Consider the following 24,838-nt stretch of genomic DNA (forward strand, 5'->3'; position numbering starts at 1 on the left):
AGGCGATGTCCCACAATTGACCGTAGCCGAAAGATCGTTAAAAGCCGCTTATTTTGTGGGACCTGGCCTCACCGAGAGTGAGACAAATTGGGGAGTCTATGCAGTACTGGGGAAAAATAATTGGTGTGGCCGTGGCTCTGCTCATGGGCGGCGGCTTTTGGGGCGTGGTGCTGGGGCTGTTGGTTGGCCACATGTTCGACAAAGCCCGCAGCCGCAAAATGGCGTGGTTTGCCAACCAGCGTGAGCGTCAGGCGCTGTTTTTTGCCACCACCTTTGAGGTGATGGGGCACTTAACCAAATCGAAAGGACGGGTTACCGAAGCCGATATCCATGTCGCCAATGTGCTGATGGACAGGATGAATTTGCACGGTGAATCGCGATCGGCTGCGCAAAATGCGTTTCGTATCGGAAAATCAGATAATTACCCGTTACGTGAAAAAATGCGCCAGTTTCGTAGCGTCTGTTTTGGTCGCTTCGATCTTATTCGTATGTTTCTTGAAATTCAGATTCAGGCGGCGTTTGCCGATGGTTCACTGCATCCCAACGAGCGTGAAGTGCTGTATGTGATTGCCGAAGAGTTGGGCATTTCCCGCACTCAGTTCGATCAGTTCCTGCGCATGATGCAAGGGGGAGCCCAGTTTGGCGGTGGTTATCAGCAGCAGTCCGGCGGCGGTGGCTGGCAGCAGGCGCAACGCGGCCCGACGCTGGAGGACGCCTGCAACGTCCTCGGGGTTAAATCTACTGACGATGCGACTACCATTAAACGTGCTTACCGTAAGCAGATGAGCGAGCACCATCCGGATAAGCTGGTGGCGAAAGGTCTGCCGCCGGAAATGATGGAAATGGCGAAGCAAAAAGCGCAGGAAATTCAGAAGGCTTACGAGCTGATCAAAGAGCAGAAAGGCTTTAAATAAATATACACGGCATCCTTCAAGCTGCCTCTTTGTTGGCCGCGCTGTGAAACCCCAGTCACATAGTTATCTATGCTCCTGGGGATTTCTTCGCTTGCCGCCTCGATGCGTCTCGAATGATTTGTGTCTATTCGCGAGCGTAATTCAAAGGGGCTACGTTATAAGATTAAAAATCCGCTGGCGCTTTAAACGTCATGCTATTGCCGTATGCGGGATGGGTGATGGTCAGCATCTCGGCATGCAGTTGCAGTCGGGGGGCCATCGCCAGCGCCTCAGGCGGGGCATAAAAACGGTCGCCGAGAATGGGGTGGCCTAACGCCAGCATATGTACGCGCAGTTGGTGTGAACGTCCGGTGATGGGCTTCAACACTACTCGCGCGGTGTTATCTTCCGCAAACTCCACCACTTCATATTCGGTCTGCGCTGCTTTGCCGGTTTCATAACACACTTTCTGTTTCGGACGATTCGGCCAGTCGCAGATGAGCGGTAAATCCACCAGTCCCTCTGCGGGCGCAGGATGTCCCCATACCCGCGCCACATACTGTTTTTTCGGCTCGCGCTCGCGAAACTGACGCTTCAGCTCTCGCTCTGCCGCCTTGGTGAGGGCCACTACAATTACGCCGCTGGTTGCCATATCCAGACGATGCACAGATTCAGCCTGTGGATAGTCGCGTTGGATACGCGTCATCACGCTGTCTTTGTGTTCCTCAAGACGCCCCGGCACGGATAACAGGCCGCTTGGCTTGTTGACCACCATAATGTGCTCATCCTGATACAGGATCACCAGCCAGGGATCCTGCGGCGGATTGTAGTTTTCCATCGCCATATTTGACTCCGTTACTGATGCGTGACGACGATAAGACGAAGCGCATCCAGACGCCATCCTGCCTGATTCAGGCTTTCCAGCACCTGTTGACGGTTGCTTTCAATGGCCGCGAGTTCATCATCACGAATGTTCGGGTTGACGGCGCGCAGCGCTTCCAGGCGCGACAGTTCTGCAGACAGTTTTTCATCCGCTTCATTACGCGCCGCGTCAATCAGGGCGCGGGCGGACTTCTCAACCTGCGCTTCACCCAGTTGCAGAATCGCATGAACATCCTGCTGCACCGCATTAACCAGTTTGCTGCCGGTGTGGCGGTTTACGGCACTCAACTGGCGGTTGAAGGTTTCAAACTCCACCTGCGCCGCGAGGTTGTTGCCGTTTTTATCCAGCAGCATGCGCACCGGCGTCGGCGGCAGGAAGCGGTTAAGCTGCAACTGCTTCGGTGCCTGGGCTTCCACAACGTATACCAGCTCCAGAAGCAGCGTACCGACCGGCAGCGCCTTATTCTTCAACAAGGAAATGGTACTGCTACCGGTATCACCAGAGAGGATCAGATCCAGCCCGTTACGGATCAGCGGATGTTCCCAGGTAATAAACTGCGCGTCTTCACGCGACAGCGCCACGTCACGTTCAAAGGTAATGGTACAACCGTCTTCTGGCAGCCCCGGGAAGTCCGGCACCAGCATGTGATCGGATGGGGTCAGTACAATCAGGTTTTCACCACGATCGTCCTGGTTAATCCCCACGATATCAAACAGGTTCATGGCAAAGGCGATAAGGCTGGTGTCGTCGTCCTGCTCTTCAATACTTTCGGCCAGTTGCTGCGCTTTTTCGCCGCCGTTGGAGTGGATCTCCAGCAGACGGTCGCGACCCTGTTCCAGCTGCGCTTTCAGCGCTTCGTGTTGTTCGCGACAGCTTTTGATCAGATCCTCAAAGCCATCGGTCTCTTCGGGCGCCGCCAGGTAGTTAATCAGGTTGCTGTAAACCGTATCATAAATAGCACGACCGGTCGGGCAGGTATGTTCGAACGCATCCAGACCTTCGTGATACCAGCGAACCAGCACCGACTGGGCGGTTTTCTCTAAATACGGGACATGGATTTGGATATCGTGCGCCTGGCCGATGCGGTCGAGACGACCAATACGTTGTTCCAGCAGGTCCGGGTTAAATGGCAGGTCGAACATCACCAGGTTGCTGGCAAACTGGAAGTTACGACCTTCCGAGCCAATTTCTGAACACAGCAGCACCTGTGCACCGCTGTCCTCTTCGCCGAACCAGGCGGCGGCGCGGTCACGTTCGATAATCGACATCCCTTCGTGGAAGACCGCCGCGCGGATACCTTCGCGCTCGCGCAGCACTTGCTCCAGCTGCAGAGCGGTTGCCGCCTTCGCACAGATCACCAGCACTTTCTGTGAGCGATGGCTGGTCAGGTAGCCCATCAGCCACTCAACGCGTGGGTCGAAGTTCCACCAGGTGCCGGTATCCCCTTCAAATTCCTGATAAATCTGTTCCGGATAGAGCATATCGCGCGCTCTGTCTTCGGCGTTTTTGCGGGCACCCATGATGCCGGACACTTTAATGGCAGTCTGATACTGCGTCGGCAGCGGCAGCTTAATGGTGTGCAGTTCGCGTTTCGGGAAGCCTTTTACGCCGTTACGGGTGTTACGGAACAGCACGCGGCTGGTGCCGTGGCGGTCCATCAGCATGGAAACCAGCTCCTGACGTGCGTTCTGCGCACCGTCGCGGTCGCTGTTTGCCGTTTGCAGCAGCGGTTCAATATCCTGCTCGCCAATCAGTTCGCCCAGCATGTTGAGCTCTTCATTGCTGAGCTTGTTACCGGCCAGCAGCATAGCGACGGCGTCGGCAACCGGGCGATAATTTTTCTGCTCTTCAACAAACTGTGCGAAATCGTGGAAACGGTTGGGATCCAGCAGGCGCAGACGCGCAAAGTGGCTTTCCATACCCAGTTGTTCCGGGGTGGCGGTCAGCAACAGTACGCCTGGCACGCGTTCCGCCAGTTGTTCTATCGCCACATATTCACGGCTCGGCGCCTCTTCGCTCCAGACGAGGTGGTGGGCTTCATCGACAACCAGCAGATCCCACTCGGCATCGCACAGGTGTTCCAGACGCTGCTTGTTACGGCGGGCGAAGTCCAGAGAACAGATCACCAGTTGTTCGGTTTCGAACGGGTTAAACGCATCGTGCTGCGCTTCGGCGTAGCGTTCGTCGTCAAACAGGGCGAAACGCAGATTGAAACGGCGCAGCATTTCGACCAGCCACTGATGCTGCAAGGTTTCTGGCACAATAATCAGCACGCGTTCTGCCGCGCCAGAAAGCAGTTGTTGATGCAGGATCATCCCGGCTTCAATGGTTTTGCCCAGACCCACTTCATCTGCCAGCAGTACGCGCGGCGCATGACGGCGACCCACATCGTGGGCGATGTTGAGCTGATGAGGGATCAGGCTGGTGCGCTGGCCGCGCAGACCGCTCCATGGCATGCGGTACTGTTCACTTTGAAATTTACGTGCGCGGTAGCGCAGCGCAAACCGATCCATGCGGTCAATCTGACCAGCAAACAGGCGATCCTGCGGTTTGCTGAACGCCAGTTTGCTGTCGAGCAGGACTTCACGCAGCGTGACGCCGGCTTCTTCGGTATCAAGACGGGTACCAATGTAGGCAAGCAAACCATTTTCTTCTTTTACTTCATCGATTTGCAGCTGCCAGCCTTCATGGCTGGTAATGGTATCGCCAGGGTTGAACATCACGCGGGTCACGGGGGAGTCACTGCGCGCATACAGACGGTTTTCACCGGTGGAGGGGAAAAGCAAAGTGACGGTGCGCGCATCCATGGCGACAACGGTTCCAAGTCCCAGTTCGCTTTCTGTATCGCTGATCCAGCGTTGACCAAGTGTAAAAGGCATATTTGTTCGGCTCTATATCTTTAATTGCAGGCAATAACCACCCTCTGCCAGGGAGATGCTATGGCAGAACGGTAAATGGGGTCCAGGAATGGAAGGGCGCTATGGTAATGGATGGCGATGGATTCGTCACGCGTCAAAATAACCCTAATTGGCCTGTCAGTAGTGTAGCAAAGTTATCATCAATGAAGGGAAGAATTCCTTCCGCGACGGGCTGGAGCTGTCGCGTCAGGTAATGCTCGTAATCCAGCGGCGAGTGTTGATAATCCTTTGGCTCTGGGCCGTTCAGGGTCCAGACATAGTGAATGGTGCCGCGGTTCTGGTACTGCGCCGGGCGTCCCCGCTTCAGGTTTTCTTCATCAGCCAGTCTGGCGGCGCGCACGTGTGGCGGAACGTTGCGCTGGTACTCGCTTAACGGTCGACGCAGCCGCTTACGATAGACCAGACGCTCGTCCAGCTCGCCCGCCATCAGCCGATCAATGGTTTCACGTACGTAATCCTGATACGGTTCGTGACGAAATATGCGCAGATACAATTCTTGCTGGAACTGCTGCGCCAGCGGTGTCCAGTCGGTACGCACGGTTTCCAGCCCTTTAAACACCATCCGCTGGTTTTCTCCTTCCTGAATCAAACCCGCGTAGCGTTTTTTGCTGCCGGTATCCGCGCCACGAATGGTGGGCATCAGAAAGCGGCAGAAATGCGTTTCATACTCCAGTTCCAGCGCGCTGGTAAGGTTCTTCTCCTGAAGCGATTGCGTCCACCAGGCGTTGACGTGTGCCACTAACGCGCGACCAATTTTCGCCGCTTCCTCTTCTGTGTGGGCGCGCTTCAGCCAGACGAAGGTGGAGTCGGTGTCGCCATAAATCACGTCATAGCCCTGGGCTTCAATGAGCGCTTTGGTCTGACGCATGATCGCGTGACCGCGCATGGTGATCGACGACGCCAGGCGCGGATCGAAAAAGCGGCAGGCCGTTGTGCCGAGTACACCGTAAAAGGCATTCATGATGATCTTCAGCGCCTGAGAAAGCGGTTTATTACCGTGCCGTTTGGCGTCGTCACGCCCCTGCCAGATCGACGTCACGATCTCTGGCAGGCAGTGTTTGTCCCGCGAGAACCAGGCGTCGAGAAATCCTTCGGTGCTGTGTTCGGGATCCGGGTGCGCCATCCCTTCCACCAGTCCGACTGGGTCGATCAAAAAGGTGCGAATGATCGAGGGGTACAGGCTTTTGTAATCCAGCACCAGCACCGAATCATACAAGCCGGGACGCGAATCCATCACGTAACCGCCGGGGCTGGCGTGGGGCGGTACTTCACCAAGGTTCGGCGCAACGTAACCGGCGCGATGCATACGTGGAAAATAGAGATGGCCAAACGCGGCGACCGAACCGCCGTGACGATCGACTGGTAATCCGTTAACCGTGGATCGTTCTAACAGGAACGGCACGATCTCGGTTTTATGAAAGACTCGTGTCACCAGCTCGCAATCTTTCAGATTGTAGGTGGCGAGCGCGGGTTTATCTTCGGCAAAACGTCTGTCGATCTCATCCATGCGATCCCAGGGATTATCGATCGATTTACCTTCCCCCAGCAGTTCTTGCGAAACGGTCTCCAGCGAAAACGACGAGAAATTCCAGAAGGCAGACTTCAGCGCCTCAATGCCGTCAACGATCAGCCGACCTTTCGCCTGGGCGAAAAAAACGCCATTTTTAAAACCGTGCTCACGCCACTCGAGTTCGCTGTTATCGCGGCCAAAACGCAGCGGGATACGGTAGCGCTCAGCATGTTTTTGCAACACGCGCAGGTCGAACTGCACCAGATTCCAGCCGATGATGAGGTCGGGATCGTAGCGGGCAACCCACTCGTTAAGCTTTTCCAACAGTTGTGGGCGGCTGTTGACGTACTCAAGCTGGAAATCGAGCGCTGATGAATCGCCATTTTCGGGGCCGAGCATATAGACAATGCGCTGCCCGCAGCCTTCAAGCCCAATGCAGTACAACTCGCCGTGGCGGGTGGTTTCAATGTCCAGAGACAACCATTTGAGCGGTGGACGATAGTCGGGATGGGGCTTTAATCGCGCATTGACGATCGCACCGTTGCGCGTCTCACCTTCGACCCACACTGGCGAGGTGATAAAGCGTTCCATCAGATAGCGTTCAGGCGGGCGGACATCGCCTTCATAAACCGTCACGCCATTCTCACGCAACAGCTTTTCCAGTCGCATCAACTGGCGATGCGAACGGCAGTAAAGACCCGAAACCGGCTGACGATGAAAATCTTTGAGGTTGAGCGGCGTCAGACGATAACCATTTTCACTGCTTAATAACGACGTGACGCGGGCGGTTAGCGCGGTAGGGATAAACGCAACGGACTCCTGCGGCGCAAGCGTGACCTGCAAAGGCCCGCTGTCTGTTGCCAGCCAGAAGGAGACTTCAGTTCCCTGCGACGAATCCCGCCAGTGCCGGGTTAAGATAAAACCTGCCTGCGCCACGCTGTTTATCCATCAAAAAACCAGGCATGATTATAGCCTGGTTCAACGTGTTGTGCTGGGGTTTTATACAGTTATCGGCGCTGCTACTGCCCGTAATAGGCTTTCGCTCCGTGCTTGCGCAGGTAATGCTTATCCAGCAACGTTTGCTGCATCTCGGGTAACTGTGGCGCGAGCTGGCGGCAGAAAATGCCCATGTAGGCAACCTCTTCTAAGACGATGGCGTTATGCACCGCGTCTTCGGCATTTTTCCCCCACGCAAAGGGACCGTGTGAATGCACCAGTACGCCTGGCATTTGCGCGGCGTCTATTCCATGCATCTTAAAGGTTTCGACGATCACCTTGCCGGTTTCCCATTCATACTCGCCGTTGATCTCGTGGCTGGTCATTTTGCGGGTGCAAGGGATGGGGCCGTAGAAATAGTCGGCATGCGTGGTGCCCGTTGCCGGAATGGACTGTCCGGCCTGCGCCCAGATGGTCGCGTGGCGCGAATGGGTATGCACAATACCACCAATGGTGGGAAAAGCCTGGTACAGCAGACGATGCGTCGGCGTATCGGACGAGGGCTTTTTCTGACCTTCAATCACTTCACCCGTCGCGATGCTGACAACCACCATATCGTCAGCGGTCATCACGCTGTAATCAACGCCGGAAGGTTTAATGATAAAGACGCCGTGGTCGCGATCGACGGCACTGACGTTCCCCCAGGTGAGCGTGACCAGGTTGTGCTTTGGCAGCGCCAGATTCGCTGCCAGTACCTGGCGTTTGAGATCTTCTAGCATGTTTTTCTCCCTGCCTGATGACGATGTAACCGCGTTATCAGGCCTACACAGAGATGTAGGCCTGATTCAGCAAAGCGCCATCAGGCAACCATTTGCTTAACGTTTAAAGCCGTAATACATGTCGTTCCAGCGCAGCGCGTCCTTGAAGGCGGGCAGGCGGGTATCGTTATCAATCACGGTGATTTCGATATCGTGCATTTCGGCGAACTGACGCATGTCGTTGAGATCCAGCGCATGGCTGAAGACGGTATGGTGCGCGCCGCCGGCCAGGATCCACGCTTCAGACGCGGTCGGCAGGTCCGGTTGAGCTTTCCACAGCGCGTTGGCGACCGGCAGTTTCGGCAGCGCATGCGGGGTTTTCACGGTGTCGATGCAGTTGACCAGCAGACGATAGCGATCGCCTAGGTCGATCAGGCTGGCCACGATCGCCGGACCGGTCTGCGTATTGAAGATCAGACGGGCAGGATCGTCTTTACCGCCAATGCCGAGATGCTGAACATCAAGGATCGGTTTTTCGTCCACCGCGATCGACGGACACACTTCCAGCATGTGGGAGCCGAGCACCAGATCGTTGCCTTTCTCGAAGTGATAGGTGTAATCCTCCATAAAGGAGGTGCCGCCCTGCAGACCGGTTGACATCACTTTCATGATGCGAAGCAGAGCGGCAGTTTTCCAGTCGCCTTCGCCAGCAAAGCCATAGCCCTGCTGCATCAGGCGTTGTACGGCCAGACCCGGAAGCTGTTTCAGACCGTGCAAATCTTCAAAGGTGGTCGTGAAGGCGTGGAAGCCGCCCTGCTCCAGAAAGCGCTTCATACCCAGTTCAATACGCGCCGCTTCCAGCACGTTCTGGCGTTTTTCACCGTGAACCTGAGTGGCGGCGGTCAGGGTGTAGCTATTTTCGTATTCGTCAATCAGGGCATTGATGTCGCCGTCGCTGATGGAATTCACCACCTGCACCAGATCGCCCACAGCCCAGGTGTTGACCGAGAAGCCGAACTTGATCTGCGCGGCGACTTTATCGCCATCGGTAACCGCCACTTCACGCATGTTGTCGCCAAAGCGGCACACTTTCAGATGACGGGTATCCTGTTTCGACACCGCATGACGCATCCAGGAACCGATACGGGCATGAGCCTGTTGATCCTGCCAGTGACCGGTGACTACCGCATGTTGCTGGCGCATGCGTGCGCCGATAAAACCGAACTCACGACCGCCGTGCGCAGTCTGGTTGAGGTTCATAAAGTCCATGTCGATGCTGTCCCACGGAAGGGCTGCATTGAACTGGGTGTGGAATTGCAGCAACGGTTTATTGAGGATGGTCAGGCCGTTGATCCACATTTTGGCTGGAGAGAAGGTATGCAGCCAGACCACCAGACCCGCACAACGATCGTCATAGTTCGCGTCACGGCAAATGGCGGTGATTTCATCCGGTGTGGTCCCCAGTGGTTTTAACACCAGCTTGCAGGGTAGTTTCGCTTCGGTATTCAGCGCCTTGACGACGTGCTCCGCGTGCTGAGTAACCTGACGCAGCGTCTCAGGGCCGTACAAATGCTGGCTGCCAATTACAAACCACACTTCATAGTTATCAAAAATAGTCATTGTCGTGTCCTTAGTGAGTCAGGGTTGCCTGGTCAGCCGGCGCAGTATTAACCGGGGTGGCAGTCGGAAGATAATGTTGCTCAGCGCTTACCGCCCACTGCTGGTAGCGGCGATAAAGCTGTTCGAAACGTTGTGCCTGGTCGGGGCGAGGTTGCAGCGTGTTTTCCACCGCGCTGGCCATTTTCTGCTGCGCCGCAGGAATATCGGCATGCACCCCGGCAGCCACGGCGGCGAAGATGGCTGCGCCCAGCGCACAGCACTGATCGGAGGCGACGATTTGTAGCGGACGGTTCAGGACATCGCAGCAGGCCTGCATAATGACCTTGTTTTTCCTGGCGATGCCGCCCAGCGCCATGACGTTGTTAACCGCAATACCTTGTTCGGTAAAGCATTCCATAATGGCTCTTGCGCCAAAGGCGGTTGCGGCTATCAGACCGCCGAACAGCGCCGGGGCATCCGTGGCCAGATTCAGATCGGTCACCACCCCTTTCAGACGCTGGTTTGCGTTCGGCGTGCGGCGGCCGTTAAACCAGTCAAGCACCACCGGCAGGTGATCCAGCGATGGGTTTTTCGCCCAGGCGTCGGTCAGCGCGGGCAGCAGTTGTTTTTGGCTGGCACTGATCTGCGCTTTCAGTTCCGGATGCTGCGCGGCGAGTTGCTCCAGCGGCCAGCCGAGAATGCGACCAAACCACGCGTAGATATCGCCAAAGGCAGACTGTCCGGCCTCCAGACCGATAAAACCGGGGACCACACTGCCATCGACTTGCCCACAAATGCCTTTCACGGCGCGCTCGCCGACGCTCTGTTTGTCCGCAATCAGGATGTCGCAGGTGGAGGTTCCAATGACTTTCACCAGCGCATTGGGCTGTGCGCCCGCGCCGACGGCACCCATGTGGCAGTCGAACGCGCCGCCAGAGATGACGACGTTCTCCGGCAGACCAAGGCGCTGCGCCCACTCGGCGCACAGCGTACCAACTGGCAGATCGGCAGTGAACGTGTCGGTGAACAGGGGGTATTGCAAATGCTGGTTAATCAGCGGATCGAGCTCGTCGAAGAAACTGGCAGGCGGCAGACCGCCCCAGCTTTCATGCCATAATGATTTGTGCCCGGCGCTGCAACGACCCCGGCGGATATCCTGCGGGCGCGTAGTACCAGAAAGGAGGGCTGGCACCCAGTCGCACAGCTCAACCCACGAGACGGCAGCCTGGGCAACTGCGCGGTCTTCGCGGGTGACATGAAGGATCTTGGCCCAGAACCATTCGCTGGAGTAAATGCCGCCGATGTAACGGGAGTAATCGACGTTGCCCGGCGTATGGCACAGACGGGTAATGGCTTCGGCTTCTTCCACTGACGTGTGGTCTTTCCACAGGACGAACATCGCGTTTGGGTTTTCCGCGAACTCTTCCCGGAGTGCCAGCACGTTGCCATCGGCGTCAATCGGCGCTGGCGTTGAGCCCGTACTGTCGACGCCAATCCCAACGACCTCGGCACGTTGCGCCGCGCTGAGTTCCGCCAATACGCTTTTCAGTGCGGCTTCCATCGACTCCATGTAGTCGCGGGGATGATGGCGGAACCGGTTGTTCGGGGCGTCACAAAAACGTCCTTCCTGCCAGCGCGGGTACCACTCAACGCTGGTGGCGATCTCTTCGCCGGTGGCGCATTCCACAGCCAGCGCGCGCACAGAATCACTGCCAAAATCGAGGCCAATTGCAATTGCCATCCTCTTGCTCCATCCAGAAATACGGGTATGGAGAAACAGTAGTGAGTGGGGATAAAAACCGTCAGGTAGGATCCGCTAATCTTATGGATTAAAATGCTATGGCATCGCAAAGTGTGACGCCGTGCAAATAATCAATGTGGACATTTCTGCTCTGGTTATAGACACTTTTGTTACCCGTTTTTGTGGCAGTCATCGCACTGAGTCGTGACATAATGCTTTTCACAAGCGGGGTTGATGGGACCGCCCGTGATGGTGCGGCAACAAGGCAGGACGCAAACCATACTGTCCTGCGTAATATGGACAATTTGTTTCCTCACTGAACCTCGGGAGTCGTGAAATTATGGCTGAACCGCAAAATGACCCTCTCCTGCCAGGGTACTCGTTTAACGCGCATCTGGTCGCCGGTTTAACGCCGATAGACGCCAACGGATATCTGGATTTTTTTATCGACAGGCCGTTGGGGATGAAAGGCTATATCCTTAACCTCACGATTCGGGGGGAAGGGGTGATTAAAAATCAGGGACGGGAGTTTGTCTGCCGACCCGGTGACATTTTGTTGTTCCCGCCGGGTGAAATTCATCACTACGGACGCCATCCGGATGCCAGCGAGTGGTATCACCAGTGGGTTTACTTTCGTCCCCGCGCCTACTGGCAGGAGTGGCTCACCTGGCCGTCCATTTTTGCGCAGACCGGTTTTTTCCGTCCGGACGAAGCGCATCAGCCGCACTTTAATGAGCTGTTCGGCCAGATTATCCACGCCGGACAGGGGGAAGGGCGCTACTCTGAACTGCTGGCGATCAACCTGCTGGAGCAGTTACTGCTGAGGCGCATGGAGGCGATCAACGCTTCGCTGCATCCGCCGATGGATAACCGCGTGCGCGATGCCTGTCAGTACATCAGCGATCATCTGGCGGACAGCCACTTCGATATTGCCAGCGTTGCTCAGCATGTCTGCCTGTCGCCATCGCGCCTGTCGCACCTGTTCCGTCAACAGTTGGGTATCAGCGTGTTGAGCTGGCGTGAGGATCAGCGGATCAGCCAGGCGAAGCTGCTGCTCAGTACAACACGCATGCCGATTGCTACCGTTGGACGCAATGTCGGGTTCGACGACCAGCTCTATTTCTCCCGCGTCTTTAAAAAATGTACTGGCGCCAGTCCGAGCGAGTTCCGTGCCGGTTGTGAAGAAAAAGTGAATGATGTGCCCGTGAAGATGTCATAACCTGTAACTATTCAGATGATTGGTCGCTTGACGTCGCAGGGATGGGTTTGCAGAATCCCTGTTTCGTAAAACTGACGGACGCATTATGCAAGCATTGCTGGAACACTTTATTCTCCAGTCCGCCATGTACGCTTTGATTGCTGTGGCGCTGGTGGCCTTCCTGGAATCGCTGGCGCTGGTGGGGTTGATTTTACCGGGAACGGTATTGATGGCCGGGCTGGGCGCCCTGATAGGCAGCGGGGAACTCAACTTCTGGCATGCATGGCTGGCGGGAATTATCGGCTGTCTGCTTGGCGACTGGATCTCGTTCTGGCTGGGCTGGCGTTTCAAAAAACCGCTGCACCGCTGGTCGTTCATGAAAAAGAACAAAGCGCTGCTCGATAAAACCGAGCACGCACTGCATCAGCACAGTATGTTCACGATTCTGGTGGGACGCTTTGTTGGTCCAACGCGCCCGCTGGTGCCGATGGTCGCCGGAATGCTCGATCTGCCGGTGGCGAAATTCATCACGCCCAACATTATTGGCTGCCTGCTCTGGCCGCCATTTTATTTTCTGCCGGGGATTCTGGCTGGTGCGGCAATTGATATTCCGGCGGGTATGCAAAGTGGCGAGTTTAAGTGGCTGCTGCTGGCGACAGCCATCCTGCTGTGGTTCGGTGGCTGGCTGTGCTGGCGCCTGTGGCGTAGTGGAAAAGCCGCGACGGACCGCTTAACGCATTACCTGCCAAAAAGACGCCTGCTCTGGCTGGCGCCGGTGGTGCTGGGGATGGGGATTGTTGCGCTGGTGACGTTGCTGCGCCACCCGCTGATGCCGATGTATCTCGATATTCTGCAAAAGGTGGTGGGCTACTGATATTCCTGCCGGATAAGCGTAAGCGCCATCCGGCAATCCATTATTTTTTAATCCCCAACAGCGCTGAGGCGCTGGCTTTACCGCTCAGCAACTCATCCGTTTCGCCCTGCCACGCGATGCGACCGTCGGCCACGACGACAGAGCGCGGGGCAATGCGCGCCGCATCTTCGACACTGTGCGACACCATCAGTAGCGTCAGTTGCCGGGCATGGCAGATATCGCTTACCAGGGTCAGCATCTCCTGGCGTAGCGCGGGATCGAGGGCTGAAAAGGGCTCGTCAAGCAGCAGGATCGGCTGTTCGCGCACCAGACAGCGCGCCAGCGCTACACGCTGGCGTTGACCGCCGGAAAGCTCTCCGGGCAGGCGGGCCATCAGCGTCTCGATCCCCATTTGTTGCGCGATATGCAGGCGCTTCTCTTTCTGTTCGGCGCTTAATTTCAGTCCTGGATCCAACCCCAGACCGATGTTTTGCTCAACGTTTAGATGGCTGAACAGATTGTTCTCCTGAAACAACATCGAAACCGGACGACGTGATGGCGGCGTGGTGGTGTGGTCTTCCCCTTCGATCAACAGGGTGCCGCGGGCAGGCGCGAGAAAACCGGCAATCAGACTCAGTAACGTACTTTTCCCTGCGCCGCTTGGCCCCAGAATCGCCACCTGTTCACCGCGCGCCACGGACAGCGTAAAGCGCATGGGCAAATGGTGGTAGAGCCAGGTGATATCAGTCAGTCTTAACATTTCGCCCCGGTAACGTCTCAATAACGGTAAATAAAATAAAGCACAGGATCAGCAATAAGAGCGCAGTGACGGCACCGTCCTGACTGCGGTAAGAGCCGATTTGCTGATACAGATAAAACGGCAGGGTGCGGAAATCATCGTTGCCGAACAGCGCCACCACGCCAAAATCGCCGATAGACAGCACACAGGCAAAGGCCAGCGCCTGCGCCAGCGGACGCTTCAATGCCCGCAGTTCTACCACTTTTAGCCGCTGCCAGCCTTCAATCCCCAGCGACTGACACAGCATGGTGTAGCGGGCGGTAATATCGCGCATCGGGTTTTCCAGCACTTTCAGCGCGTAGGGAATGGCCATCAGCGCATTGGTGAAAATCACGATGCCGTCAGCGGACTCCGGCAGGCCGATGCTGTTATTGAGCAACAGGAAGAAGCCGGTGGCCAGCACGATGCCTGGCATCGCCAGAATAAGCATCCCGCTTAGCTCAAGCGCTTGTCCTGCCATCAACTGCTGACGGGCGCGCAGTTCGCGGCTGCTCCACAGCAGCATCATCGTCAGGATCACGCACAGCAGACCCGCTGCCAGCGCAATACGCAGCGAAGTCCACACCGCCTGCCACAAAATGGGCTGCGCGAGCACGTCCAGCAGATGGCGATTCACCCCGTCGACCATCACCGCCAACAACGGTGGAAGCAACAGCAGCAGCGCGAGGACGATCAGCAGGGCATCGGTTAAACGGCTGTGCAGCCGATCGTCCGGATCGCGCCATCCCTGAACCAGGGTTGTGCCGGGAGCAATAGCTTTACTCAATCGTTGACTGAGGAGCACCAGCGCCAGACAGCACACCATCTGGATCAGCGCCAGCATGGCGGCACGGGCAGGATCGTAGTCGAAATTCAGCGCCTGATAAATCGCCAGCTCAATGGTGGTCGCCTGCGGCCCGCCGCCCAGCGACAGCACGGTGGCGAAACTGGCAAAACAGAGCATAAAAATCAGCGCAGCGACCGGTGGGATTTGGCGACGCAGCCATGGCCACTCGACAAAGCGGAAGAACTGCCAGCCGCGGATACCCAGTTGGGAGGCAAGCTGACGCTGCTCGCCAGGGATATTCTCCAGTGACTGCAACAACAGACGGCTTGCCATCGGCAGATTAAAAAAGATGTGAGCCAGCAGGATGCCCTGCAACCCGTAAGGCGAGAAGGTCCACTCCAGTCCAAGCACGTGCCAGAGCGAAGCCAGCCACCCCTGGCGTCCATAGACGCTGAGAATACCAAACACCGCAACCAGCACGGGGAGGATCAACGTCATGGCGCACAGGCGCAGCAGGGCCAGACGCCCCGGAAAACGGCGTCGGTACAGTGCACGGGCAAGGAAGATGGCTGGAACAACAGAAAGCACCGCCGACAGGAAGGCCTGCCAGAAGGAAAAACGCACCACGTGCCACAGGTAGCTGTCCTGCCACAGCGAGGAGCACGCCGCCTGCGGCGCGTTGAACCACAATGCCAGAAATGCGGCCAGCGCCACCGTCACCATCAACGTGGCGGCACAAAGGCCTGGGATCAGCCAGCCGGCAATTAACGGCTGACGGCGCGTTGCCATTCGCTAATCCATGCCTGGCGTTGTGCTGCCACTTCCGCTGACGTGAATTCCAGGGTCGTTGCGGGTTGAGTCAGTTGTTCAAATCCGGCAGGCAGGGTGACATTTGCCACCGGATACATCCAGTTGCCGGTCGGGATAGCATTCTGGAACGCGGGTGACACCATGAATTTGAGGAACTTTTCTGCCAGCTCAGGCTGCTTACTGGCTGCAGTACGCGCGGCGACCTCCACCTGCAGGTAATGGCCTTCGCTAAAGTTGGCCGCCACGTAGTTCTCTTTTTTCTCTTCGATGATGTGATACGCCGGAGAGGTGGTGTAGCTCAGCACCAGATCGCTTTCACCTTTCAGGAACAGGCCATAAGCTTCGCTCCAGCCTTTGGTGACAGTGACGGTTTTGGCCGCCAGCTTCTGCCACGCTTGCGGCGTTTTATCGCCATACACTTTCTGCATCCACAGCATCAGCCCAAGTCCTGGCGTACTGGTGCGCGGATCCTGATAAATCACCCGCCATTTCTGATCGCTCTCGACCAGCTCCTTCAGGCTTTTCGGTGGGTTTTTCAGTTTGTTTTTGTCATATACGAAAGCGAAGTAGCCGTAATCAAACGGGACGAAGGTGTCATTCTTCCAGCCGCCTGGAACATTGACCGCCTCGCTGGCGACACCGCTTTTCGCGAACAATTGGGTTTGCGTCGCCGCTTCCAGCAGGTTGTTATCCAGTCCCAGCACCACGTCGGCCTTGCTGTTTTTCCCTTCCATTCGCAGGCGATTAAGTAACGACACGCCATCTTCCAGCGCCACCAGCTTCAGTTCGCAGTTGCAGTCGGCTTCAAAGGCTTTTTTCACCGCCGGGCCAGGGCCCCAGTCTGCGGCGAACGAGTCGTAGGTGTAGACGGTGAGAACCGGTTTTGCGAAGGCAGGCGCTGCGCACAGGAGTAAAAGGGGAAGACATTTTTTCAACACTTTGCACCTCAAAAGATGGGTGGCAAAGGATTTTGAGCAGTAGCCTCAAATCCCTTCGCCGGCGTTATCCGGATCAGGTTCGACGGGTATTATCTCAGCCCATACGCTTCATCATTCAAGCAGCCTCTGTGTTGGCTGCGTCCGCTCACCCCAGTCACATAGTGTTCTATGCTCCTTGGGATTCACTCGCTTGCCGCCTTGCTGCAGCTTGAATGATTTTGTGTATGTTTATTAGCACCCCGTTGAGAACGGCGTTAGTGTAGTGATTTTGCCGCGTTGCGGCAATCATGGATCCGGCGGCGCAAACCACGCGGATTTAAAGTCGAACCAGCCGAGGGTGTTCATGCGCAGGCCGCGCATACTGCGCTGGCCCTGAATAATCAGCCAGTGGTGGATCAGCGGGACAATGGCTTTGCTGGCAAGCAATTGCTGACACCACATGGCCAGATTCATTTCGCCGGTGCGCCAGCGCGCGGCGTCGGCTTCCCAGTCCAGCGGAATGCAGTGCTGTAACAGCGGGACTTCACACAGATGCGCGAACAAAGAGAAGTCGAGCGGCAGGGTGAAGTTGGCGCTGTTAAGCCAGATGTCGCTTTCAATTTCCCCGGCATGCCATTGATCGTAGTCGATCTCCTGAATCTCTAGCTTCACCTGATGTTCAGCCAGAAGCTGACTCATGATCTGTGCAATCACCTGGTGTTCGATGTGTTCGTGATAATAGGTCAGCGTGAGCGTCTCCAGCCCGGCAGGTTTCTCGCCGTGACCCGGTCGCGCGTGATGCCAGCGGGGCAGTAAGCCATAGGCCGGGAACCAGTGACGTTGATACTGTTCATCGGCATAGTAAAGCAGGTTACTTGGTGACAGTACGCGACTGACCCACTCCCGAACCTCCTGATTGGCGCCGCGATGGGTGCGGGCGTCGAACAACAGATAATAGCATCCCTCTTCCAGGCGGCTTTCGATAGCCTTCTCATCTTCCGTGGGACCTTTCAGCGTCAGGCCGCCGTTTGGCTCGTCGCCTATATCCGGCAGAACCCAGACGTTCACTTCATCAATCAGGGCCCGATAACCGAAGAAATCATCAAATGCATGAATTTTCAGCTGATTACGAGTATTCCGTATCACCGCGTATGGGCCGGTGCCAATCGGATGGCTGGAAAAATTGCTCAGGGTTTCCCATTCGCGCGGCAGGATCATCGCCGGGACCTGGCCCAGCAGCCACGGGAGCCAGCGATCGGGTTGCGAAAGATGAATGTCCAGCGTCCAGGGCGTGGGTGAAACGATCTCGCTGATGTGCGAATAGAGCGGTAAGACGTTAATGCGTGTCAGTGACGACACCACATCGTCCATTTCCAGTTCACGACCGTGGTGAAAATGGATCCCCGGACGCAGGAAAAAGCGCCAGTGCAGGGGGGAGATTTGCTGCCAGTGGTGGGCTATGTCGGCTTCCAGTTCCCCATTTTCCTCATTTACGCGGGTCAGGGCGCTGAAGATTTGGCGGGCAATGTGGGTTTCTGAGCGACGCAGTGCGCTGCCGGGCAGCAGATTTTGCATTGGACGATAGTAAAGTACGCGCAGGATGTGACGGCCCTGACGGAAGCTGCGGCCCAGATGGGAAACCAGCATCTGCCGCACGGCCGTTTTGTCGCCGACCAGTTGCACCAGTTGATCGATGCGATCCTGCTCCAGCAGATCTTCCGCGCGCTGTTGCTGGAGCGCCAGTCCGGTATACAGGAAGGTTAAGCGTGAACGTTTTCCGCGTCCCACTTCCGCCTCCCACGTCAGCCAGCCGCGCTCCTGCATGGTATTGAGCAGCGTGCGCATATGACGGCGCGAGCAGCTCAGCAGATCCGCCAGTTCGTTGAGCGTGGTGTCCTGTGTTTTGCCGTCGCAGCATTGCCACAAGCGGATGAACTGTTGTTGCAGACGGCCAGAAGACATAAAAGGGGAACTCCTGCGGAAAACTCAGCAATTTTATTATCCCTATATTAGGCCAATAATACATTCCGATGAAGCACTATGACGGGGTCATCTATATGCGCCAGTTTTATCAGAAGTACTTTGCCGCGACAGAAGGGTTGTCCTGGTTGGCTTGCCTGAGCGCGCCGCAGCGCTTAAAGATGCTGGAAGAACTGATGCAGTGGGAGGTGACAGCCTGACCCTGGAGTAGCAGACATCATGTGTGACTGAGTATTGGTGTTAATCACCGCGCCAGCAGGTATTATCTGCTGGCTTTTTTCGTTTCGGCTGCGCTGACTAAGGAAAGATATGCTCTGGTTAATGACGATGGGACGACGTCTCAACGGTGTTTACGCGGCGTTCATGCTCGTCGCATTTATGATGGGCGTGGCGGGGGCGCTACAGGCGCCGACGCTGAGCCTGTTTCTCAGTCGCGAGGTCGGGGCGCAGCCGTTCTGGGTGGGGCTGTTTTACACCGTTAACGCCATCGCCGGGATTGGCGTAAGTCTTGCGCTGGCAAAACGCTCGGACAGCCAGGGAGACCGGCGCAAGCTGATTCTGTTTTGTTGCCTGATGGCCATCGGTAATGCGCTGCTGTTTGCCTTTAATCGCCACTACCTGACGCTGATCACCTGCGGCGTACTGCTGGCGTCGCTGGCAAATACCGCGATGCCGCAATTGTTCGCGCTGGCGCGAGAATATGCCGACAGCTCGGCGCGAGAAGTGGTGATGTTCAGCTCTGTGATGCGTGCGCAGCTTTCGCTGGCGTGGGTGATTGGCCCGCCGATGGCCTTTATGCTGGCGCTGAATTACGGTTTTACCGTGATGTTTTCGATTGCCGCCGCGATTTTTGCGCTCAGTTTCATCCTGATTGCCTTTATGCTGCCGTCTGTCGCCCGCGTTGAACAACCGGCGGATGCGCCGGTGATCCAGACTGGTGGCTGGCAGGATAAAAACGTACGCATGTTGTTTATCGCTTCCACGCTGATGTGGACCTGCAACACCATGTATATCATCGATATGCCGCTATGGATTAGCGCGGAGCTTGGACTGCCGGATAAGCTTGCCGGGATCCTGATGGGCACCGCCGCAGGACTGGAAATTCCGATCATGATCCTTGCCGGCTTTTACGTAAAACGCTTCGGTAAGCGCCGGATGATGCTTATTGCCGTCACCGCGGGCGTGCTGTTTTATCTCGGGCTGATTTTCTTTCACAGCCATCAGGCGCTGCTGATATTGCAACTGTTTAATGCGGCGTTTATCGGGATCATTGCCGGTATTGGCATGCTCTGGTTTCAGGATCTGATGCCGGGCAGGGCCGGATCGGCGACGACGCTATTTACCAACAGTATTTCGACCGGCGTAATTCTGGCGGGGGTGATCCAGGGCGCGGTTGCCCAAAGCTATGGTCACTTCGCGGTATACTGGGTGATTGCGGCGATTTCGCTTGTTACGCTGGTGATGACCGGGCGGGTGAAAGACGTTTGAATTATGATTGCCGGATGGCGGCTAACGCCTTATCCGACCTACAGAAATCCGTAGGCCGGATAAGTGCAGTGCTTCCGGCATGGCGGGCTTAGCGCATAAACGCCGGTTGTTTCTCTTCGTAGGCGGCGATCGCGTCTTCGTGTTGCAGCGTCAACCCGATGCTGTCCAGACCGTTCAGCATGCAGTGGCGGCGGAAGGCGTCGATGTTAAAGTGATACGTTTTCTCGCCTGCTTTCACGACCTGCGCTTCCAGATCCACTTCGAAGTGAATACCCGGATTCGCCTGTACCAGCGTAAACAACTCGTCGACTTCTTCATCACTTAACTTCACGGGCAGCAGTTGGTTGTTAAAGCTGTTGCCGTAGAAGATGTCCGCGAAGCTCGGCGCAATCACCACTTTGAAGCCGTAATCCGTCAACGCCCACGGCGCGTGCTCACGAGAAGAGCCGCAGCCGAAGTTTTCACGCGCCAGCAGAATCGAGGCGCCCTGGTATTCAGGGAAGTTCAGGACGAACTCCGGATTCGGCTGCTGACCTTTTTCATCCAGAAAACGCCAGTCATTGAACAGGTGCGCGCCAAAACCGGTGCGGGTAACCTTCTGCAAAAACTGCTTAGGAATGATGGCGTCAGTATCGACGTTGGCGGCATCCAGCGGGACAACCAGGCCGTTATGTTGGGTAAATTTCTCTGCCATGGGAGTCTCCTTATTTGATGCTGCGAATGTCGGCAAAATGACCGGTAACGGCGGCAGCCGCGGCCATCGCCGGGCTGACCAGATGGGTACGCCCACCGCGGCCCTGACGCCCTTCAAAGTTACGGTTGCTGGTTGACGCGCAGCGTTCGCCCGGATTCAGGCGATCGTTATTCATCGCCAGACACATGGAGCACCCCGGCAGACGCCATTCGAATCCGGCTTCGATAAAGATCTTATCTAACCCTTCCGCTTCTGCCTGCGCTTTGACCGGACCGGATCCTGGAACCACCAGCGCCTGGACGCCCGGCGCGACTTTACGACCTTTGGCGACCTCTGCGGCGGCGCGCAAATCTTCAATACGCGAGTTAGTGCACGAGCCGATGAACACTTTATCGATCGCCACTTCCGTTAACGGTACACCCGGTTTCAGGCCCATATAGGCCAGCGCTTTTTCAGCACTGGCGCGCTCAACCGGATCGGTAAACGACGCCGGATCGGGAATGTTGTCCGTCACGGAGATCACCTGGCCCGGATTGGTTCCCCAGGTCACCTGAGGAGCAATCTCTTCAGCTTGTAAGGTGACAACCGTATCAAAGCGTGCGTCGGCGTCGGTTTGCAACGTTTTCCAGTACGCGACTGCGTCATCAAAATCTTTACCTTTCGGCGCGTGCAGACGACCTTTGACGTAGTTAAAGGTGGTTTCATCCGGGGCGACTAATCCGGCTTTGGCACCCATTTCAATCGCCATGTTGCACAGGGTCATGCGGCCTTCCATGCTCAGGGCTCGGATGGCATCGCCACAAAACTCAACGACATGACCGGTACCGCCGGCGCTACCGGTTTTACCGATAATCGCCAGTACGATGTCTTTGGCGGTGATTCCCGGCGCTGCGGTGCCTTTGACATCAATCTTCATGGTTTTGGCGCGGCCCTGCTTCAGGGTCTGGGTAGCCAGCACGTGCTCGACTTCGGAGGTGCCGATACCGAACGCCAGCGCGCCAAAGGCGCCGTGGGTCGCGGTATGCGAGTCGCCGCAGACGATGGTCATTCCCGGCAGGGTGACGCCTTGTTCGGGCCCCATCACGTGAACGATGCCCTGATACGGGTGGTTCAGATCGTACAGCTCAACGCCAAATTCGTTACAGTTCTTAATCAGTTCCTGCATCTGGATACGCGCCATCTCGCCGGACGCATTGATATCTTTGGTCTGCGTGGAGACGTTGTGATCCATCGTGGCAAAGGTTTTACCCGGCTGGCGAACCGGGCGACCATGCGCACGCAGGCCGTCGAACGCCTGCGGAGAGGTCACTTCATGCACCAGATGTCGGTCGATATACAGCAGCGGGGTTTCGTTTTGCGCTTCATAGACGACGTGCGCATCAAACAATTTTTCGTATAACGTTTTAGCCATGATTACACCCCTTGTGCGACATAACGAGCAATGATGTCGCCCATCTCATCGGTACCGACGGCAGCCGCGCCACGGGCTAAATCACCGGTGCGGATACCTTCTTCTAATGCGCGGTTAACCGCACGTTCAATGGCGGATGCCGCGTCATCGGCATCCAGGCTGTAGCGCAGCAGCAGCGCCAGCGATAAAATTTGCGCAATCGGGTTAGCAATATTCTTGCCGGCAATATCCGGTGCGGAGCCGCCCGCCGGTTCATACAAACCAAAACCCTGCTCGTTCAGACTGGCGGAGGGCAACATCCCCATCGAGCCGGTGATCATCGCGCATTCATCAGACAGAATGTCGCCAAACAGGTTGGAGCACAGCAGCACGTCAAACTGGGACGGGTCTTTAATCAACTGCATGGTGGCGTTGTCGATGTACATGTGCGCCAGCTCAACGTCCGGATATTCTTTGGCAATTTCATTGACGATTTCGCGCCACAAAATAGACGTTTGCAGAACGTTAGCTTTGTCGATGGAGGTCACTTTACGGCGGCGTTTACGCGCAGACTCAAACGCAATGCGCGCGATACGTTCAATTTCAAAGCGGTGATAGACCTCGGTATCGAACGCTTTTTCATGCTGGCCGCTGCCTTCGCGACCTTTTGGCTGACCGAAGTAGATCCCGCCGGTCAGTTCACGGACGCACAAAATGTCGAAGCCATTCGCGGCGATGTCGGCGCGCAGAGGGCAGAATGCTTCCAGTCCCTGATACAGTTTTGCCGGACGCAGGTTGCTGAACAGTTTGAAGTGCTTGCGCAGCGGCAGCAGCGCGCCGCGTTCCGGCTGGCTGTCCGGCGGCAGATGTTCCCATTTCGGGCCGCCGACGGAGCCAAACAGAACGGCATCGGCCTGTTCGCAGCCTTCCACCGTCGCCTTCGGCAGCGGTTGACCGTGGTTGTCGATCGCCGCGCCGCCGACATCATAATGGCTGGTGGTAATGCGCATCTCAAAACGATGGCGAATAGCGTCCAGGACTTTCAGGGCTTGCGTCATCACTTCCGGACCAATACCGTCGCCCGGCAAAACAGCAATATGGTAATTCTTCGACATCACACGGTTTCCTTGTTGTTCTCGTTGTTCTGAGCTTTACGTTGCAACTCTTTTTCGACTTCTGCCGCACGCCAGATGTTGTTCAGCACGTGCACCATCGCTTTCGCGGAAGATTCAACAATGTCTGTCGCCAGACCGACGCCGTGGAAACGACGTCCGTTATAGTTGGCGACGATATCGACCTGACCCAGTGCGTCTTTGCCATGTCCTTTGGCGGACAGGCTATATTTCACCAGTTCAATGTCGTAATCGGTAATGCGGTTGATCGCCTGGTAAATGGCATCGACCGGGCCGTTACCGTTAGCCGCTTCGGCTTTTACGTCACTGCCGCAGGCCAGCTTGACGGAGGCAGTGGCGATATCGTTAGAGCCAGACTGGACGCTGAAATAATCCAGGCGGAAGTGCTCAGGCTCTTCCTGTTGCTTACCAATAAACGCCAGCGCTTCCAGATCGTAATCAAACACCTGACCTTTCTTGTCGGCCAGCTTCAGGAAGGCGTCGTACAGATTGTCCAGGCTGTATTCACTCTCTTTATAACCCATCTCATCCATACGGTGTTTTACCGCTGCGCGCCCGGAACGGGAGGTCAGATTCAACTGCACCTGATTCAGACCGATGGATTCCGGCGTCATGATTTCGTAGTTTTCACGGTTCTTCAGCACGCCGTCCTGGTGGATCCCTGAGGAGTGGGCAAACGCACCGCTGCCGACAATCGCTTTGTTCGCCGGGATCGGCATGTTGCAGATCTGGCTGACCAACTGACTGGTACGCCAGATCTCCTGATGGTTAATGCGAGTGTTGACGTTCAGGATGTCCTGGCGAACTTTAATCGCCATGATTACCTCTTCCAGCGAACAGTTACCGGCACGCTCGCCAATGCCGTTCATCGCGCCTTCAACCTGACGGGCGCCAGCGTGAACCGCAGCCAGCGCGTTGCCGACGCCCAGACCTAAGTCGTCATGGGTATGGACGGAAATGATCGCTTTATCGATGTTTGGTACGCGCTCATACAGACCGGAGATAATGCCCGCAAACTCGAAGGGCATGGTGTAGCCGACGGTGTCCGGAATGTTGATGGTTTTAGCACCAGCATTAATGGCGGCTTCCACAACGCGGGCCAGATCGGCGATCGGCGTACGGCCAGCATCTTCACAAGAGAATTCTACATCGTCGGTGTAATTACGTGCGCGTTTCACCATATAGACCGCGCGCTCAATCACCTCGTCCAGCGTGCTGCGCAGTTTAGTAGCGATATGCATCGGTGAGGTGGCGATAAAGGTATGAATACGGAAGGCTTCAGCAACCTTCAGCGACTCAGCCGCGACGTCGATATCTTTTTCCACACAGCGGGCTAATGCGCAAACCCGGCTGTTCTTGACCTGACGAGCGATAGTTTGTACGGATTCGAAGTCGCCGGGAGAGGAGACCGGAAAGCCGACTTCCATCACGTCAACACCCATACGCTCAAGGGCCAGCGCAATCTGCAGCTTCTCTTTCACACTCAGGCTTGCCTGTAACGCCTGTTCACCGTCGCGTAAAGTGGTATCGAAAATAATGACTTGCTGGCTCATGTTTTAGGTCCTTAGTCTT

19 protein-coding genes are annotated in these 24,838 nt (G+C 56.3%); 5 read left to right on the forward strand and 14 right to left on the reverse strand.

The genetic code is table 11. The features are described from left to right. Window positions 1–98: 98 nt before the first annotated feature. On the forward strand, window positions 99–914 hold the full coding sequence (djlA, locus tag KI228_RS04520) for a co-chaperone DjlA (protein ID WP_054176442.1): 816 nt from the start codon (window positions 99–101) through the stop codon (window positions 912–914). 163 nt (window positions 915–1,077) lie between these two features. Here the strand turns inward: djlA and rluA are convergent, their stop codons facing one another. The 6 genes from rluA to araB form a co-directional block, all read right to left on the reverse strand. Next, on the reverse strand, window positions 1,078–1,737 hold the full coding sequence (rluA, locus tag KI228_RS04525; protein ID WP_044327793.1) for a bifunctional tRNA pseudouridine(32) synthase/23S rRNA pseudouridine(746) synthase RluA: 660 nt from the start codon (window positions 1,735–1,737) through the stop codon (window positions 1,078–1,080). A gap of 11 nt (window positions 1,738–1,748) precedes the next feature. Continuing rightward, window positions 1,749–4,655: an RNA polymerase-associated protein RapA gene (gene rapA / locus KI228_RS04530; RefSeq protein ID WP_044267394.1), complete on the reverse strand. Its 2,907-nt coding sequence runs from the start codon at window positions 4,653–4,655 to the stop codon at window positions 1,749–1,751. A 133-nt stretch (window positions 4,656–4,788) separates the two neighbouring features. Beyond that, on the reverse strand, window positions 4,789–7,140 hold the full coding sequence (gene polB, locus KI228_RS04535) for a DNA polymerase II (protein WP_061070531.1): 2,352 nt from the start codon (window positions 7,138–7,140) through the stop codon (window positions 4,789–4,791). An 83-nt stretch (window positions 7,141–7,223) separates the two neighbouring features. Continuing rightward, window positions 7,224–7,919, reverse strand: coding sequence for an L-ribulose-5-phosphate 4-epimerase (araD, locus tag KI228_RS04540; RefSeq protein WP_044327795.1), 696 nt, complete (start codon window positions 7,917–7,919; stop codon window positions 7,224–7,226). A 96-nt stretch (window positions 7,920–8,015) separates the two neighbouring features. Then, the gene (araA, locus tag KI228_RS04545) at window positions 8,016–9,518 is read right to left on the reverse strand and encodes an L-arabinose isomerase (protein WP_042997960.1); all 1,503 of its coding nucleotides are present in this window, start codon (window positions 9,516–9,518) and stop codon (window positions 8,016–8,018) included. 10 nt (window positions 9,519–9,528) lie between these two features. Further along, window positions 9,529–11,238: a ribulokinase gene (gene araB / locus KI228_RS04550; protein WP_042997959.1), complete on the reverse strand. Its 1,710-nt coding sequence runs from the start codon at window positions 11,236–11,238 to the stop codon at window positions 9,529–9,531. A 340-nt stretch (window positions 11,239–11,578) separates the two neighbouring features. On the opposite strand from araB, the gene araC reads away from it, so the two are divergent. Both araC and KI228_RS04560 read left to right on the forward strand, forming a co-directional pair. Then, complete coding sequence (araC, locus tag KI228_RS04555; protein WP_042997958.1) at window positions 11,579–12,457, forward strand: arabinose operon transcriptional regulator AraC; 879 nt, start codon at window positions 11,579–11,581, stop codon at window positions 12,455–12,457. An 85-nt stretch (window positions 12,458–12,542) separates the two neighbouring features. Further along, window positions 12,543–13,310, forward strand: coding sequence for a DedA family protein (locus KI228_RS04560; protein WP_061070530.1), 768 nt, complete (start codon window positions 12,543–12,545; stop codon window positions 13,308–13,310). Between the two features lie 40 nt (window positions 13,311–13,350). Here the strand turns inward: KI228_RS04560 and thiQ are convergent, their stop codons facing one another. The 4 genes from thiQ to sgrR all read right to left on the reverse strand — a co-directional run bounded on the left by thiQ (window position 13,351) and on the right by sgrR (window position 18,543). After that, entirely contained in the window at window positions 13,351–14,049 is a 699-nt protein-coding gene (gene thiQ, locus KI228_RS04565; RefSeq protein WP_104010336.1) for a thiamine ABC transporter ATP-binding protein ThiQ, read from the reverse strand. Next, window positions 14,033–15,643 carry a thiamine/thiamine pyrophosphate ABC transporter permease ThiP gene (gene thiP / locus KI228_RS04570; RefSeq protein ID WP_061070529.1) on the reverse strand — a complete coding sequence of 537 codons (1,611 nt, stop codon included), beginning with the start codon at window positions 15,641–15,643 and terminating at the stop codon, window positions 14,033–14,035. Before thiP ends, thiQ begins: the two co-directional genes overlap by 17 nt. Beyond that, complete coding sequence (gene thiB / locus KI228_RS04575; protein ID WP_061070528.1) at window positions 15,619–16,602, reverse strand: thiamine ABC transporter substrate binding subunit; 984 nt, start codon at window positions 16,600–16,602, stop codon at window positions 15,619–15,621. The genes thiP and thiB overlap by 25 nt, the downstream gene beginning before the upstream one ends. A gap of 285 nt (window positions 16,603–16,887) precedes the next feature. Further along, window positions 16,888–18,543: an HTH-type transcriptional regulator SgrR gene (sgrR, locus tag KI228_RS04580; RefSeq protein ID WP_044255516.1), complete on the reverse strand. Its 1,656-nt coding sequence runs from the start codon at window positions 18,541–18,543 to the stop codon at window positions 16,888–16,890. A gap of 95 nt (window positions 18,544–18,638) precedes the next feature. On the opposite strand from sgrR, the gene sgrT reads away from it, so the two are divergent. Then, a complete protein-coding gene (gene sgrT, locus KI228_RS04585; protein ID WP_042323887.1) occupies window positions 18,639–18,761 on the forward strand; it encodes a glucose uptake inhibitor SgrT in 123 nt (40 codons plus the stop codon). 109 nt (window positions 18,762–18,870) lie between these two features. Beyond that, entirely contained in the window at window positions 18,871–20,049 is a 1,179-nt protein-coding gene (locus KI228_RS04590) for a sugar efflux transporter (protein WP_042997952.1), read from the forward strand. Window positions 20,050–20,137: 88 nt separating this feature from the next. On the opposite strand, the gene leuD is transcribed toward KI228_RS04590, so the two are convergent. From leuD to leuA, 4 genes are read right to left on the reverse strand one after another with little or no spacing between them, the layout of a single operon-like run. After that, window positions 20,138–20,743 (reverse strand): 3-isopropylmalate dehydratase small subunit, encoded by a 606-nt coding sequence (gene leuD / locus KI228_RS04595; RefSeq protein ID WP_044255511.1) that lies wholly within the window; start codon window positions 20,741–20,743, stop codon window positions 20,138–20,140. Between the two features lie 10 nt (window positions 20,744–20,753). Beyond that, on the reverse strand, window positions 20,754–22,154 hold the full coding sequence (gene leuC / locus KI228_RS04600; protein ID WP_044267397.1) for a 3-isopropylmalate dehydratase large subunit: 1,401 nt from the start codon (window positions 22,152–22,154) through the stop codon (window positions 20,754–20,756). 2 nt (window positions 22,155–22,156) lie between these two features. Continuing rightward, entirely contained in the window at window positions 22,157–23,248 is a 1,092-nt protein-coding gene (leuB, locus tag KI228_RS04605) for a 3-isopropylmalate dehydrogenase (RefSeq protein WP_042997949.1), read from the reverse strand. After that, window positions 23,248–24,819, reverse strand: coding sequence for a 2-isopropylmalate synthase (gene leuA, locus KI228_RS04610; RefSeq protein ID WP_044255506.1), 1,572 nt, complete (start codon window positions 24,817–24,819; stop codon window positions 23,248–23,250). Before leuA ends, leuB begins: the two co-directional genes overlap by 1 nt. Between the last annotated feature and the right edge of the window lie 19 nt (window positions 24,820–24,838).

This window comes from Citrobacter amalonaticus, assembly GCF_018323885.1.
GTDB lineage: Bacteria > Pseudomonadota > Gammaproteobacteria > Enterobacterales > Enterobacteriaceae > Citrobacter_A > Citrobacter_A amalonaticus.